Below are 15,047 nucleotides of genomic sequence, written 5' to 3'. Positions count from 1 at the left end.
CAGGGGGGACGCCTGGCCAGAGGACGGGGAGAAGCAATCGTGGCGCACTCCCCGCCCAAGAAGAATAAAAGCCCACAGCCTACGCACACCACCAAGGACACACACTCCATGCGCGCACTCCTCACCCACGCCTGGCTGTTCCTCGGCAAATGGCTCGGCCGCCTGCTCCTCCTGCTGCTGGCCGTCGGCCTCGGCGGCTGGGCCATCGGCAGCCTCTACTACGCCTGGAAATTCTCCGGCCCGGTGTCCGCGGAAGAGCAGATCGCCCCGGACGAAGCCCGCATCACCCAGGCGATCATCCAGGACGCCATCCGCGTGGTCGAACAGCACCGCGACAACACCCGCGTCCTGCGCGATGCCCACGCCAAGGCCCACGGCTGCGTGAAGGCCGAGTTCAAGGTACGCGCCGACCTCGACCCGACCCTGCGTCGCGGCGTGTTCGCCGAAGCGGGCAAGAGCTGGAACGCCTGGGTGCGCTTCTCCAACGGCAACGCCTACCCGCAGTTCGACAGCAAGAACGACGCGCGCGGCATGGCCATAAAACTGCTCGACGTGCCCGGCGAAAAACTCCTGCCCGGCCGCGGCCATGACGGCGAGCAGGACTTCGTCATGTTCAACCAGCCGGTGTTCTTCATCCGCGACATCGCCGAATACCGGCAGAACTTCGCCGCCCAGGCCGACGGCAAGAAAGCCCTGGCCTTCTTCCCCAACTGGAACCCCGCCAGCTGGGAACTACGCCACCTGCTGATCGCCCTGCGCACCCTCGCCCCCGCCCCGGACAGCCCGCTGCACGCCGGCTACAACGGCATCTCGCCGTACAAGCTGGGCGAACACAACATCAAGTTCCGCGTCGTCCCCGCCCCGGAGAAGTGCCCGGCCTACCAGCTACCGAAGCAGAACCAGGACCTGCCCAACTTCCTCCGCGCCGCCCTGTACCAGCAACTCTCCATCGACCGCACCCCCGCCTGCTACGCCTTCCAGGTGCAGCGCCAGGACCCGGGCAAGTACATGCCCATCGAAGACACCAGCGTCGAATGGAAGGAATCGGACGCGCCCTTCGCTACCATAGCTGACATCATTGTGCCAGCTCAGGATTTTGATAGCCGGGAACAGAACCTGTTCTGTGACAACCTCTCGTTCAACCCCTGGCACGCGCTGCCGGAGCATCGGCCGATCGGCGGGATCAACCGGTTGCGGAAGGCGGTTTACGAGGCGGTCAGTGGGTATAGGTTGGGGAGGAATGGGTGAGGGGTTGGGTGGAAGGTAGCTGCGTATGGCGTCTCTCATGGGTGTCTATCATGGGTATTGATTTCGTCAATCTGGACTGGCAGAAAACGGCCAGTAGCTGTCGCTCGCCTATGGTTGCTCCAGATCTGAAGCCGTCATTAAGGGTTTAAAGCGGGGGCAACTCTCGCCGGGATTATCTCTGGACATCAGCGCTCCGCCCGAACAGTACAGGCCAGCGCTGTGAAGTTCGAAGCTGCTGCTGAAGAGGAGGCCTGAAGATTAGCCCGGGGCGAGACACCTGTTTACTGGCCATCTAAAAGACTGCAACAACCTGTTGGAAAGCTTGGATGCGCACAGCCCGAACTGCAACTAGAACCGGCAAGCACCTAAACGCACGTAGCGAACGAAACAAACCTTATGAAAAATGGCACTCTGCCATGTGATTTCGTCTAGTATTGGTAAGTGCGTAACAGAGAGGGCGAGACCTCGCTGTCGTTCTTCCCGTACGCGCATTTCGTTGCAATGTAGTGCTGGAGTTTTCTGATGGCTTTCGATGCGTCTCCTTCTTGGAGCGGCTTCAATTACCAAGGTAAGGTCGCTCTCTACTACGCCCTAAGGCTGATAAACGCAAAGCCTGTAGGCGCAGATCTGTCGAGTTACAGCTTGATGCTTGAGTCCACTGAGGACTTCGAGATCCAGCACGATGGAGATCCCGTCTCTTTCCATCAAGTCAAAGCATATAACTCTAGCACTTACAGTGACTACTCCGATGCTCTGTTCGGGATTATCCTGGAACTATGCAAGCAACCAGGCGTTACCGGGCTAATCCACACTTGGAAGTTAATAAACCCCAAGCCTGGCTTTCAGAACCTGACAACATCGATAAGAGATGACCTGAACACCATTCTCGCTCAGTACCAAAATACAAATCCCAAGATTGGGAGTACGGTGCTCGAAAAGGCCGTTTCCAATGAAACAAGTATTCCTAAGCAAGCAGCCAGATTAAGGGCCGCCTTCAAGGGTAAGACCGCAGATCAGTTATACGCGCATTTAGACTCGATCCTGAATGGCAAAAATAACGCTCTAGCCAGACTTGATTCTTATCAATATGACGATGGCAACAGGTTCTGCAGCCTAGACAACATCAACACCAAGATAAAGTCGGAAATCTCTAACGCACTGACTATCAGAGAGACCATTGTCACATCTGAGCATCTGGAAAAAATCTTCCACTGTTTCCTAGGGATGATCGACCAATACATCATCCATCGGCACAAGACCAAACAGCAAGGCACGAAAATCCCAATAACCTTTGAGGAGATAGTTCGAGCCCTTGACGTCGACCATGAAGATATTGGCAAAGAATACCTAGCCTGTAAATTTAAAGAAAAATTTGCCTATTTGATCGATGAATACATGGGCGACCAAGACGACTATGCAGATCCAGGCCAAGGCGAACAGTGCAATCTAAAAGAAGCAAAAAAACTTCTACTAGGCTTAAGCGCCACGGATCTATGGTCGCACTATCGAGGCTTCTCGCCTCAAATTTATCTTGATCATACTAACAACACGGAAAATGCCTTTGCAACAAACCTAGAAGGCATTCGACATGTGCTTATAAAAGCTCTACACGCCATCAACTTTCAGCGCGCCTCGCATAACGAGGTCAAGTATAAGTTTACGTATCGCACAACAACGCCGCCGCATCAGCATTACCTACCAACCACCATTACAAATGCAGCACGGGTTAGCCAGACAAAAAGAAAAATCATAGACAATCCGAGCATGAGCGAGATACTATTCGAAGTTGAAAATCTTATATACGGCGGTTTGGAATCTCACTCATTCTCGCCCACATTGATGGTGCATACAGAGGCTCCGAAACCAGAAAACGCAGACCCCCGCTCTAAAAGAGACGAAGTCTTGAATTTTATAACCCTAGTCCCTATAGCGACTGCGAAGGATGAATTGGCATAATGATAAGTATCATCAATAACATCTTATCCAGCAATGGTTATAAACAGGTCGACATGGAGACTTCTCTCGATAATGACTCCATCTACCTTTTCTGCCCATCCGAGAGAAGCAAGCGGGAAGAGTACTTCGTCACTATGCAGCTCCAAACGCAATCCGACGCAGCGGCACAGAAGATACTAGAAGAGAAAGCGCAAGAGCTATTCGAGGCAATCAGCAACTCGGGAAAAGTAGACCGGCCCTTCGAGAAGAACTGCACCATGCTTATCTGCCACGAAGAGGAAGGGATCAGCAGGCAAACAATACTTGCCCTCGAAGAAGATCAGTATAATTTTAAGAAGAACGTTATCACCTACACCCCAGGGGACCTCGCAACTCTAAAAGCCCACCTCTCAGAGGGCGGGATAAAGAAAATAACCAATGACGCCATAAATGAGATAATCAATTCAGAAGGCGGAAGAAACTTTCTGGCATTTAAGGGCAATCACCCGAACAGTAAAGGCTACTATTCGCTCACACTAAAGACTGCACTCAAGTTGCCATTTATTACTTACAGCCCGCAGGAACAGCAACTCACCAACTTGAGTAGCGAGATCGAGAACTCTCTCAGCCCACATCAATCTTCGATCTACAGTCAATTGATGGAATCTGAGGCAGAATGGACTGATGATAATATCCATCATCAAGTCGCGAAAATTTGGGGAGGCTTGGCATGATCCACCTCAACAAAATCACACTCAAGAACTTCAAAATATTTGGTGGCGAGCCATACACCATCAGCTTTGAGGACAGCAATCTCGTTCTGCTTGATGGGCCAAATGGATATGGAAAGACATCAGTCTTCGATGCTATTGAGCTAGGCCTTACAGGAAATATCACTCGTCTTATTTCTCTTGAGAACCGTCAAAACCCAGCCGACATAGTTGTTGCGCATAACGGCGCAGAAAACGTTGAGATCATTCTGGAATTCAAAAATAAAGACTCTAAGCTAAAAATATTTCAAAGAAAACTAAAGACTCAAATTCCCAATATATCCAAGAGAATCTCTAGATTCGCAGAGCTTTGGGAGCTCAACGAAATCATAGATGGGAAATCCTTCCCAACGCACCAGAATGCACTGGAGCAATACTTTGATAGCCAGAACTTCCCGCGAGACTTCTTGCTATTTCATTACGTGCAGCAAGAAGAAACCGCTAGGTTCCTGAAGACGAACAACGAAACCCAAAGGGCTGAAGAGCTTGCACAACTGTTTGGCAATACGCGGGAAGCAGATGAGCGACTTAGTAAGCTAGCAGATATTTCTCGCAAGGTTGCAGCTTCCAAAAGAAGCGTCACGTCGCGGATCGAGAGCATTAAATATCTGTATAAAATCGATGATAATACCAGCATCGCAGCCGGAGACATCGAGCCACACGTTTATGCTTTCCCATGGCTAGCCAAGGCCAATAAGAGTCCCTTCTGGGACGCAATTACGATTTCGGAGTTAAATCAGGAGAAACTTAACAGCTCCTTGGTAGAGATCAACTACACTAAGAGTCTTCTTGCGCATCAGCACTTTTTCGTAAGAAGCCGCCGATTTGAAAATGCCGCTCTCCAGCGAGAGGTGCTTGAACTCTATATTGGTTACTATAATTCGATAAATGATCATGATCTGCACATCACTAGGAGCAGCACGTATCAATTAATCCGGCAGTCCTATACGACTCTTAAAAGTGGTGACTCGAAACTAATTCGCACCATTAATAGGGGTTTGGGGAGCAATGGAACCAAAAACCAACGTAAGCCCTACCAACGCTTTTCGGTGTCTTCTTCCCAGGCGCCCATCTCGACAAAACAGTTGCGCATGTCGGCCTCCTGGCTGATCTCGGTCAGCAGGTCATGCACGCTCTTGTCCAGCTCATCGTCGCTCCGATACGGAATGGTCAACTCATAGTGGCCGGCATCCAGCCGCTTCATGCCATAGGGCTCCAGGCAGTAGCGCTCAATGTTCTCCGTGGCCCGCTTCCGGCCGCGCACGAACTTGCTGTTATTCACCACCGCGAGGCGCAGGGTGACGGTGGCCACCCGCTCGACAGCGGGCGGCTCTGCCGGCGATGACGACGAGGCCGTGATCTGCTGATCGCGTGACCGGGCGCTCTTCTGGTATGCGCCGATCTCGACACCCCGGTGGCGCAGGTAGCTGTACAGTGTGCTCTTGGAGATGTGTAGCTTCTCGCCGATGGCGCTGACGCTCAGGCGACCCTCGCGGTACAGCGTTTGCGCCGCCATGGCGGTGGCCTCGGCCTTGGCGGGCAGACCCTTGGGACGGCCACCGATCCGGCCCCGCGACCGTGCGGCCGACAGGCCCGCCTGAGTCCGCTCGCGGATCAGCTCGCGCTCGAACTCGGCCAGCGAGGCGAACAGGTTGAACACCAGGCGGCCTTGGGCATGGGTGGTGTCGATGGGGTCATTCAGGCTCTGCAAGCCGACCTTACGCTCTGCCAGCTCGCCGACCAGCTCGACCAGGTGCTTGAGCGAGCGCCCGAGGCGATCCAGTTTCCAGATCACCACGGCATCACCCGGACGCACGTTGGCCAGCAGTTTGTCCAGTTCCGGACGGGCGCTTTTCGCGCCGCTGGCGATGTCTTGGTAGATGCGTTCGCACCCGGCCTGTTTCAGGGCATCGACTTGTAGGTCGGCTTTCTGATCCCGAGTGCTCACTCGCGCATAACCGATCTTCATCAAAAGTACCGTTTACTCGACTACGTTAGTAATAGTTGAACTTTGATAAAGCGTACCAGTTATTTGAACCGTAGCGTGGGGAGCTTAACGAACCGAGCCATTCCTCGATAGAGTTCGGCAAAACCTTGGTTTTCCCGAACTAACCAGACGCCACAAGGGTTTGCGGGCAGGCGCTGGGCTTAAGTGCACTTTCTGTTCCGTTGCTCCCCAAACCCCGATATCACCCAGGTCGACAAACTGCTGCACGGTAACGAGAACGTCGTCTGCGCCGATGCCGGCTACACCGGCGTCGAAAAGCGCCCCGAACATGCGGGCCGCGAAGTGATCTGGCAGGTCGCAGCACGCCGCAGCACCTACAAGAAGCTCGATAAACGCAGCGCCCTGTACAAAGCCAAGCGCAAGATCGAGAAGGCCAAGGCACAAGTGCGAGCGAAGGTCGAGCACCCGTTTCGAGTGATCAAGCGCCAGTTCGGTTACGTGAAGGTGCGCTTCCGTGGCCTGGCCAAGAACACCGCTCAGCTGGTGACGCTGTTCGCGCTGTCGAACCTATGGATGGCGCGCCGACATTTGCTGACTACCGCAGGAAAGGTGCACCTGTAATGCGGAAAATGGCTGCTGCGAGGTGCTCGCGGCGGCCAAAAACGGAGAACTGAGCGGGTTACCTGGTCGATTTTGATCGACGGCCCGCTTTCAAAAGCAGCAAGGGCTGAAGTCGACCGGAAATACAGGGTTACTTCAGACCTTCCCTTATTGAGATAGGACGGCCGTTTATTATTCAGCTGTGGTCACTGGCCGTTTCCTATCATTGCTGCCGAAAACTAACCGGAGCATGAGTAACTCATTACGATTCTGAAAGGTTGCCCGGCCTATGCCGGGCAACGCAACAACTCAGCTTTCGTCCAACCCCCATATCCAGTGGGCATCGATCAACAGCGACAGATGGGTGCGCAGCGTATCCGCGTGGGCCTGCAGGGCGCTGGTAGACGATGCGACGGCTTGCCGGCGAGCCAGCAACAACGACTGCAGATCCACCTCGCCCAGTTCGTAGGCACGCTGCATCTGTGCTTCGTTCTGGGTCATGGCAGCGGCGCCATCCTTCGCGATCAGGTAGCTCTCGTAAGCACCTGAAGCCAGTTCGACGTCACGGGCAATCCCGGCTTCCAGCTCGCGTTTGGCCAGGTCGACATCCTCGCGAGCCGCATTCTCCTGGGCCAGCGCCTGGCTGTAGCGAGCACTGCGCGACCCGCTGGGGATCGGCATGCTGAAGCTGACACCGTAGATGCGCTCACGGTTGCCCTGCTCGGAGGCGGTGAATACCCCCAACGTAGGATCCGGCACCCTGTCAGCCTTCGCCCGGGCCGATTGCCCCTGATTTCTCAGCAGAGAGGCTTCGACCCGACGCAGCACATCGCTTTCGGCCAGGATCCGCTCGCGCCAGGTGTCGTACTGACCGAGTTCGGCCGAAGGAATGGGCAGATCAACCACTTTGCGCTCGATGCCAGGGAAGCGCCGCGACAGTGTTGCCCAGCTCGCAGCGGCTTTTATCTTGGCTTCGTTGCCTTGTCGCAGTTGCTCGGCCACTTCCGCCTTGACCAGGCTTACATCCAGCTTAGAGGCGTCACCCGCACGGTTGCGTTTTTCCGCCGCCGCCAGGCTTTCCTTGGCTGAGGCCAGGCCTTTATTGGCGATGGTGAGCGCGTGCTCCGACACCAGCCAATCCAGCCACAGGGTCATCAGTTCCCGCGCGGCTTCATGACGGACTTCGCCATAGGTGGCATCTGCCAATCGCAGCGTTGCCGAACTGATGTCCTGGTCGGCACTGGCCTTGCCAGGCAGGCGCACCGTGCGCTCGATACCCACGTTCCATTCGTTGTAGTTGGGGCCAGCGTCGGTACGCCGTTGCTGGCCGATTGCCGTGGCCGTCCATTCATAAGGCGAACGCCGGATGATGCCAGCCTCCAGCATGGCGGCATCCATGCTGGAGCGTGCCGAGGCCACGCGGGGATCGGCGTTGAGCAGCGACACCACCAGCGGCTTGGGCAGAATGTTTGCCGGAGCGGCAGGTTGCGCCACGGCCGTGCCACACACACTGATCAGCAGAGCCAGGGGAACAAGGCGCTTCATCACACGAACTCCCCAAAGTTACTGACCTGGACCGTCCAATAGCGCAGCCCGGTATTTGGAAACTCCTCCTTGAGGGATTGCAGCACCTCCGTGAGTTGCTGCCGTTCCACCACGAGTTGGATCTGCACAGCCTTGGCCCGCCCCATGACACGCTCCATCGGATTGAGTGCCGCGGTGGACAGCCCGTGCGCCGCAACCGGTGTGCTGGTGAAGATCTGGTTCCCCGTCACGACCAGGAGGTGGTCGATGAGCTTCTCCTCCAAGCTTGGGGTGCAGAGCAGCGTCAACCAGGTATCAGGCATCTTTGGCCTCCTTTTTCGCGTGGGCGAATCGCAGATAGAGAATCGGGAGCAACATGAGGGTGAGCGCGGTGACGGTGATCAAACCGCCGATCACCACGATGGCCAACGGCCGCTGGATCTCGGAGCCGGGCCCGGTAGCGAACAACAGTGGGACCAGACCGAAGGCGGTGATCGAGGCGGTCATCAGTACCGGGCGTAACCGGCGACGGGCACCCTGGAGCACCACTTCCCGCAGTGGCAGGCCTTCGCCATGCAACTGGTTGAAGTAACTGACCAGCACGATGCCGTTGAGCACCGCGATACCCAACAAAGCGATGAACCCCACCGACGCTGGCACCGAGAGGTACTCGCCAGTGACCCACAGCGCGACGATGCCGCCCACCAGGGCGAAGGGGATGTTGCTGAGGATAAGCAACGCCTGGCGCACGGAGCCGAAGGTCGAGAACAGCAGGACGAAGATCAGACCAAGCGCCACGGGAACGACGATGGACAGCCGGGCAGCCGCACGCTGCTGGTTCTCGAACTGGCCGCCCCAGCTGATGCGATAGCCGTTGGGCAGTTCCACCTGCTGAGCCACCAGCGCCTTGGCCTCCTCGACGAAGCCGACCAGGTCACGACCGCTGACGTTGGCGATCACCACGCTGTAGCGGCTGCCCATTTCCCGGTCGATCTTCACCGGGCCATCGGCACGCTCCAGTCTCGCCACGCTGCTCAGCGGAATGGTCTGGCCATCCGGCGTGGTGATCCGCACCGCGTTGAAGTCCGCCGGCGACGTGCGCACCGACTCGTCCGAGCGAATGAGGATCGGCGTGCGCTGGTTGCCTTCGATCACCAGGCCGGCCTGCTGGCCTTCGATCTGCACGCGCAGTGCATCCTGGATGGCCTCGACGCTCAGGCCGAAACGGCCAGCCTGCAGCCGGTCGATCTCCACGCGCAGATACTGCACACCGTCGTTCTGCACGGTGTAGACGTCCTGGTTGCCCTGCACAGTCTTGAGCAGCGACTCGATCTTGCCGCCCAGTTGGCTCAGGGTGCCCAGGTCAGGGCCATAGATCTTCACGGCGAGGTCGCCGCGCACACCGATGATCATCTCGGAGACGCGCATCTCGATGGGCTGGGTAAAGCTGTAGCCGATACCCGGCATTGGATCGAGCACCTTGCGGACCTCGTCCATCAGCTCTTCCTTGGTGTCCATCCGCCATTCGCTCATGGGCTTGAGCAGCAGGTAGGTATCGGTCTGGTTCAGGCCCATGGGATCAAGACCGATCTCGTCGGAACCGGCCCGCGCCACGATGCCCCGGATCTCCGGGACCGCTGCCATCAGCGCGGTCTGGATCTTCTTGTCCAGCTCGGCCGTCTGTTCGAGGCTGACCGATGGCAGTTTCTCGATACCCACGATCAGGTCGCCTTCATCCATGGTCGGCATGAAGGTCTTGCCCACCTGGGTGTAGACCAGGCCAGCGACGACCAACATGGCGCCAGCGATGATCGCGATCAGTTTCTGCCGGCCAAGCCCCCACTCCAGCACCGGGCCATAGATGCCCAGCAGCTTGCGGGCAAGCCAGGGGTCTTCGTGCTTGACCTCGCGCAGCAGGTAGGAGGACAGCACGGGGATCACGGTCAGCGACAGCAGCAACGATCCCGCCAGAGCGAAGACGATGGTCAGCGCCACCGGGACGAAGAACTTGCCTTCGAGGTCCTGCAGGGTGAGCAGCGGCAGGAACACCGTGATGATGATCAGGATGCCGGACGTCACCGGTACCGCGACCTCGCGCACCGCCCGGTAGATGATGTGCAGACGCGGCAGCTTGCCACCGGAAGGATCGGTGGCCAGACGCTGGACGATGTTCTCGACCACCACCACCGCGGCATCCACCAACATGCCGATGGCAATGGCCAGCCCTCCCAGACTCATCAGGTTGGCGGACATGCCGACGAAGCGCATCAGGATGAAGGTGATCAACGCCGCCAGCGGAAGTACCAGGGCAACCGTCAGCGCTGCGCGAACGTTGCCGAGGAACAGGGCCAGCAACACGATGACCAACACGGTGGCCTCGATCAGCGCCTTGGACACAGCCCCTACCGCTTTATCGACCAGCGACGAGCGATCGTAGAAGCTGGTGATGGTGATGCCTTTCGGTAGTGTGGCCTCCAGTTCCTTGAGCTTCAGTTGCACACCGGCGACCACTTGGCGGGCGTTGGCGCCAGCCAGGCCGAGCACCAGGCCTTGCACAGCCTCGCCCTTGCCATCCTGGGTCACCACGCCGTAGCGGGTCAGGGTGCCAAGGCGAACCTCGGCCAGGTCGCCAACCCGCACCGGGCTGGAGCTGTTGGAATTGACCACAACGGCCCGCAGGTCATCCAGGGTGCGGATGCTGCCCTCGCTGCGTACCAGCAGGACTTCGTCACCTTCACCCAGTCGGCCGGCACCGTCGTTACGGTTGTTGGTGTTGACCGCGTTGGTCAGCTGCTCAAGGCTCACGCCGCTGGCAGCCATGCGGATGGGATCTGGCAGTACCTCGAAGGTCCTGACCTGGCCACCGAGGGAGTTCACATCCGCCACGCCAGGTACGGTACGCAGCGCCGGCCGGATCACCCAGTCGAGCAGGCTGCGACGTTCGACCAGAGACAAGGTTGTACCGTCCACCGTGAACATAAACATCTCGCCCAGCGGTGTGGTGATCGGCGCCATGCCGCCACTGATGCCGTCCGGCAGGCTGTCGCTCAGGTTGCCGAGACGCTCGGAAACCTGTTGCCGCGCCCAGTAGATGTCAGTGCCATCCTGAAAATCGATGGTGACATCGACCAGGCCGTACTTGGTGACCGAGCGCAGGATCTTGGTCTTGGGAATACCGAGCATTTCCACTTCGATCGGCACGGCAATCCGGCTTTCAACTTCTTCCGGGGTCATCCCCGGTGCCTTCATGATCACCTTGACCTGGGTGCTGGCCACATCAGGGAAGGCATCGATGGGCAGCCCACGGTAGGCATACCAGCCCGCGCCGGTCAGCAACAGCGTCGCCAGCACCATGAACAGGCGCTGGGACAAAGAGAATTGGATAAGACGGCTCAGCATCACTCACCGTCCTCTTCAAGCCAGGCGCCTTTCAGCGCAATCACGCCGGCGACGGCAACCTGGTCCTGTTCGCTGATGTTGCCCTGGACACGGACCAGTTGCCCCGCGCTGACTTCGACCTTGACCGGGCGGGCTTCAAAACCGTCGGGCGTGCGGACGAACACCACGGAGTCGGTCTTGTTGCGAGCGACGGCAGACAGAGGGATGTCCCAGGATTTGCCAGCGGCCTGAACCGGGATCTCCACGGTGACGAGCTCGCCGGGACGCAGGGCGCCGTTGGCATTTTCGATTTCGGCGCGCAGCACCACGAACTGGCTGGTAGCCGAGAGGGTCGGGCTCAGGTTGATGACACGCCCATTAATGCCCTTGTCGACCACCGTTACGCCCGCGCCCGGCTGAATGCCAATACTGGCCGCGGCCGGAATCTGCACGTCCAGCCACAGCGCATCGACCTGGGTGATGTTCAGCAGCGACGTGGCACCGTCGACCCGCTGGCCGGGCCGGACCGAGATGTTGCTGACAATGCCGTCCTGAACGGCGCTGAGGGTGATCCTGTCGGAAGGAATCCCGGAGCGGATGACCTGCTCGATCATGGCCGGGGTCATTCCCGCCAGGGCCAGTTCGGCCTTGGTCTGCACCAGAGTCGCTTCCGCTTCCTTCAGCGTTGCCTGGGCTTCCTGCGCCCGACGCTGCGGAATGATGCCCTCATCGAACAGCTTCTGTTCCCGGGTGTAGGCCTGCCGGGCCAGCGTGGCGCGGGCAGATGCCTGCAACAGCTGGAGCTGGAGCTGGCTCATCGCCGGACTGGACAGGCGCACGACCGGCTCGCCTTTGCGAACGGCCTGGTACTCGCCCACCAGCAGTTGCACCACCACACCTTCAAGTGGGGAACTGACGATCTGCTCCGCTTTCGGAGGCACGACAACCTGGCCGGGATATCGCGTGCTGACCGTCTGTTTCATGCTTTGCACAGCAGACGTCTTGATACCCAGCGCTTGAATCTGTTCATTGGCGACAGAGAACTTCTCAGCACTCATGGCAGGCCCTGAAATAATAAAAGCGATGGCGAAAGAGAGCCCCTTTACACTGCGCAGATAATGTTCGTTATTCATCGAAAGTTCCCCGTGAAGCGCCATGACATGGGCATGCTTTAGACCTGTCTTTGAGGATTTTTAAATCGCAAGGCGAGCGCGGTCGCAGGACACACATGAGTAACCCACTCGTCTGCTGCACCCTTTGCATGGAAGGAGATTGTCGTAGACTCCTCTACAGGTTCGATTCTAGAGGGGGTGACTATCAGGAACGTTACCGCTGAATTACAAATTTGAAGGATTCCACCTCCCTCCTGATTTTCGTTTTAAGATTGATTCATCGATGATCACCATGCTGGTTCGGTGCATGAGGCAATGACACTTCAAGAAATAAATGAATATTTTTTTATTTGACACCCGAATACTTTTTTAATTTGAGATAAACAAATAATGCGTGTTCTAGTAGTGGAAGACGAAGCCAAAACTGCCGAATATCTTCAGCAAGGGCTTACCGAAAGTGGCTATATCGTTGACCGGGCAAGTAATGGTGTCGATGCGCTGCACCTGTTCCAGCACAACACCTACGGCCTGGTCATCCTGGATGTGAACCTGCCCAAGGTGGACGGCTGGGACGTGCTCGACACGATCCGCAAGACCAGTCGGGTTCGCATCATCATGCTGACCGGTCGTGGCCGCCTGCACGACAAGCTGAAGGGCCTGGACGGCGGCGCCGACGACTATCTAGTGAAGCCGTTCGAGTTTCCGGAACTGCTTGCCCGCATCCGCTCGCTGCAGCGGCGTGGCGACAAGGTGGTGGACCACCCGACCTTGCGGGTCGCAGACCTTGAGCTGGATCCGGGTCGCCACCGCGCGTTCCGGGGTGACCTGCGCGTCGAGCTGACTACCAAGGAATTCGCCCTGTTGCGCCTGCTCATGAGCCACCCAGGGGAAGCCCTGACCCGCTCGCAGATCATTTCCCTGGTCTGGGACATGAACTTCGACTGCGATACCAACGTGATCGACGTGGCGATCCGGCGCCTGCGCGCCAAGATCGACGATCCGTTCGAGAACAAACTTATCCACACCCTGCGCGGTGTGGGCTATGTGATCGAGGAGCGTTCATGAAGCGCTTCAGCCTGGCCGCCAGGTTGGGACTCAAAGTCGGCTTGATGAGCGTGATACTGCTGGTGCTGCTCTCTATCGTGGGCTACCTGATGCTCGGCCAGGCGCTGGAGCGCACGGCGCAAAGCAGCCTGATCACCAAGATGGGTGGCATGGCCCATAACCTATCGACCGTCGCGGATCTGTCCGAGGTCACCGCAGACTCCCACCAGTTGGTCGACCTTGCGATGGGCCACAACAACCTGTTCGTCAGCATTTTCGATACGGCAAACAGCCGAATCCCCCTGCTGACCATCGGCTCGAAAAAGATAACCACCGAACTCACCAGCTTTCCTGCCAACGATCAAGTGGAGTTCTACGAGTGGAACAACGAACTGGGCATGCCCATGCTCAGCGTTTCCCAGCTCATGCGTCTGGCTGACGGTACCCAGGTCGGTGTGTACATGACCGTGGATGAATCCTCCGATGCCGAATTGCTCCGGGCGATGCTGAGCTGGGCCCTGATGGCGTCACCCTTCATCCTGGCGCTGATCATGGTCGTGGCCTGGTGGACGGTACGCCGGGGCTTGCTGCCGCTTACGCGCTTTCTGAAAGTCGCGTCGAAGATCTCCACCGACAACATGCAGCATCGGCTGCCTACCGACCGCTTGCCGATCGAACTGCTGGAGCTCGCGGACGGCATCAACTTTATGCTGCACCGCCTGGACGGTGGCGTGCAGCAGCTATCGCAGTTCTCGGACGACCTGTCCCACGAGTTGCGTGCTCCGCTCACTAACCTGATGGGCAAAGCACAGGTGGCCCTGTCACGACCACGCAGCTCGGAGGAGTACCGTGAGGTGCTGGAATCCTGCGCCGAGGAGCTGGATCGCATGAAAAGCATGGTGGCCGACATGCTTTTCCTGGCACATGTCAGCCAGCCTGCAGCCTTGGTGCAATTCGAGACGGTGGCACTGGTCGACGAGGTGCAGAGGGTCAGTGACTTGTTCAGCCTGAGTGCCGAAGAGAGCGGCGTTCGGCTCGATGTGTCAGGCAGTGTCGATGTGATCCAAGGCAATCGCCTGATGATTCAACGGGCAGTGTCCAATTTGCTCTCCAACGCCATTCGCTACTGCCCACAAGGGCAGGCTGTAGTGGTGAAGGTTCACCGTGAGCAGGAGCACATCAGGCTCAGCGTAGGCAATCCAGGCCAAGGTATTCCGGAAGAGCACCTGCCTCATCTGTTCGAACGCTTCTATCGGGTCGACAAAGGGCGTGCGCGCAGCGAGGGAGGCACAGGCCTCGGGCTTGCCATCGTGCGATCGATCATGAGCCTGCACCAAGGCGTGGCGAAGGTAGAAATAACGGGCTCGGGCTTTACCTGGTTCCACCTGAGTTTTCCGGTGAACCGTCTCTGAGCCCAAGGCGTCTTTCAACATTGTAATTCGCGCCTCACGTTGTCGTCAGAGACGCTTCTTTAAGCTTCAGGGGTAT

At 57.6% G+C, this 15,047-nt stretch carries 10 protein-coding genes and 2 pseudogenes; 7 read left to right on the top strand and 5 right to left on the bottom strand.

Annotation, left to right across the window (positions count from 1 at the left end; translation table 11 throughout):
• Nucleotides 1–108 precede the first annotated feature (108 nt).
• From LT948_RS27895 to LT948_RS27880, 4 genes and pseudogenes are all read left to right on the top strand, one after another.
• Nucleotides 109–1,248: a catalase family protein gene (locus tag LT948_RS27895; RefSeq protein ID WP_003121990.1), complete on the top strand. Its 1,140-nt coding sequence runs from the start codon at nucleotides 109–111 to the stop codon at nucleotides 1,246–1,248.
• Nucleotides 1,249–1,770: 522 nt separating this feature from the next.
• The gene (locus LT948_RS27890) at nucleotides 1,771–3,204 is read left to right on the top strand and encodes an ABC-three component system protein (protein ID WP_023091908.1); all 1,434 of its coding nucleotides are present in this window, start codon (nucleotides 1,771–1,773) and stop codon (nucleotides 3,202–3,204) included.
• On the top strand, nucleotides 3,204–3,917 hold the full coding sequence (locus tag LT948_RS27885; protein WP_103119351.1) for an ABC-three component system middle component 1: 714 nt from the start codon (nucleotides 3,204–3,206) through the stop codon (nucleotides 3,915–3,917). The genes LT948_RS27890 and LT948_RS27885 overlap by 1 nt, the downstream gene beginning before the upstream one ends.
• A pseudogene (locus LT948_RS27880) lies at nucleotides 3,914–4,507 on the top strand (AAA family ATPase); the annotation flags it as partial. The gene LT948_RS27885 and the pseudogene LT948_RS27880, both read left to right, overlap by 4 nt.
• Before the next feature lie 479 nt (nucleotides 4,508–4,986).
• Here LT948_RS27880 and LT948_RS27875 read toward each other — a convergent pair.
• Nucleotides 4,987–5,922, bottom strand: coding sequence for a recombinase family protein (locus LT948_RS27875; protein ID WP_218816338.1), 936 nt, complete (start codon nucleotides 5,920–5,922; stop codon nucleotides 4,987–4,989).
• 216 nt (nucleotides 5,923–6,138) lie between these two features.
• Between LT948_RS27875 and LT948_RS27870 the strand changes: the two are divergent.
• A pseudogene (locus LT948_RS27870) lies at nucleotides 6,139–6,522 on the top strand (transposase); the annotation flags it as partial.
• A gap of 288 nt (nucleotides 6,523–6,810) precedes the next feature.
• On the opposite strand, the gene LT948_RS27865 reads toward LT948_RS27870, so the two are convergent.
• The 4 genes from LT948_RS27865 to LT948_RS27850 are packed head-to-tail and all read right to left on the bottom strand — an operon-like array spanning nucleotide 6,811 to nucleotide 12,536.
• On the bottom strand, nucleotides 6,811–8,046 hold the full coding sequence (locus LT948_RS27865) for a TolC family protein (protein ID WP_003089075.1): 1,236 nt from the start codon (nucleotides 8,044–8,046) through the stop codon (nucleotides 6,811–6,813).
• The gene (locus tag LT948_RS27860) at nucleotides 8,046–8,348 is read right to left on the bottom strand and encodes a DUF3240 family protein (protein ID WP_003288512.1); all 303 of its coding nucleotides are present in this window, start codon (nucleotides 8,346–8,348) and stop codon (nucleotides 8,046–8,048) included. The genes LT948_RS27865 and LT948_RS27860 overlap by 1 nt, the downstream gene beginning before the upstream one ends.
• On the bottom strand, nucleotides 8,341–11,424 hold the full coding sequence (locus tag LT948_RS27855) for an efflux RND transporter permease subunit (protein ID WP_003089077.1): 3,084 nt from the start codon (nucleotides 11,422–11,424) through the stop codon (nucleotides 8,341–8,343). The genes LT948_RS27860 and LT948_RS27855 overlap by 8 nt, the downstream gene beginning before the upstream one ends.
• On the bottom strand, nucleotides 11,424–12,536 hold the full coding sequence (locus tag LT948_RS27850) for an efflux RND transporter periplasmic adaptor subunit (RefSeq protein WP_003089078.1): 1,113 nt from the start codon (nucleotides 12,534–12,536) through the stop codon (nucleotides 11,424–11,426). Before LT948_RS27850 ends, LT948_RS27855 begins: the two co-directional genes overlap by 1 nt.
• A gap of 369 nt (nucleotides 12,537–12,905) precedes the next feature.
• Here LT948_RS27850 and LT948_RS27845 point away from each other — a divergent pair, with 369 nt between their 5' ends.
• Together LT948_RS27845 and LT948_RS27840 are read left to right on the top strand one after the other, a co-directional pair.
• Nucleotides 12,906–13,580, top strand: a complete 675-nt coding sequence (locus tag LT948_RS27845; RefSeq protein ID WP_003288515.1) for a heavy metal response regulator transcription factor — start codon at nucleotides 12,906–12,908, stop codon at nucleotides 13,578–13,580.
• Nucleotides 13,577–14,971 (top strand): heavy metal sensor histidine kinase, encoded by a 1,395-nt coding sequence (locus LT948_RS27840; protein ID WP_003089080.1) that lies wholly within the window; start codon nucleotides 13,577–13,579, stop codon nucleotides 14,969–14,971. The genes LT948_RS27845 and LT948_RS27840 overlap by 4 nt, the downstream gene beginning before the upstream one ends.
• The last annotated feature ends 76 nt before the right edge of the window (nucleotides 14,972–15,047 follow it).

This window comes from Pseudomonas sp. CP-1 (assembly GCF_021213715.1).
GTDB classification, from domain to species: domain Bacteria; phylum Pseudomonadota; class Gammaproteobacteria; order Pseudomonadales; family Pseudomonadaceae; genus Pseudomonas; species Pseudomonas aeruginosa.
This window is presented reverse-complemented; position numbering and strand designations above follow the sequence as displayed.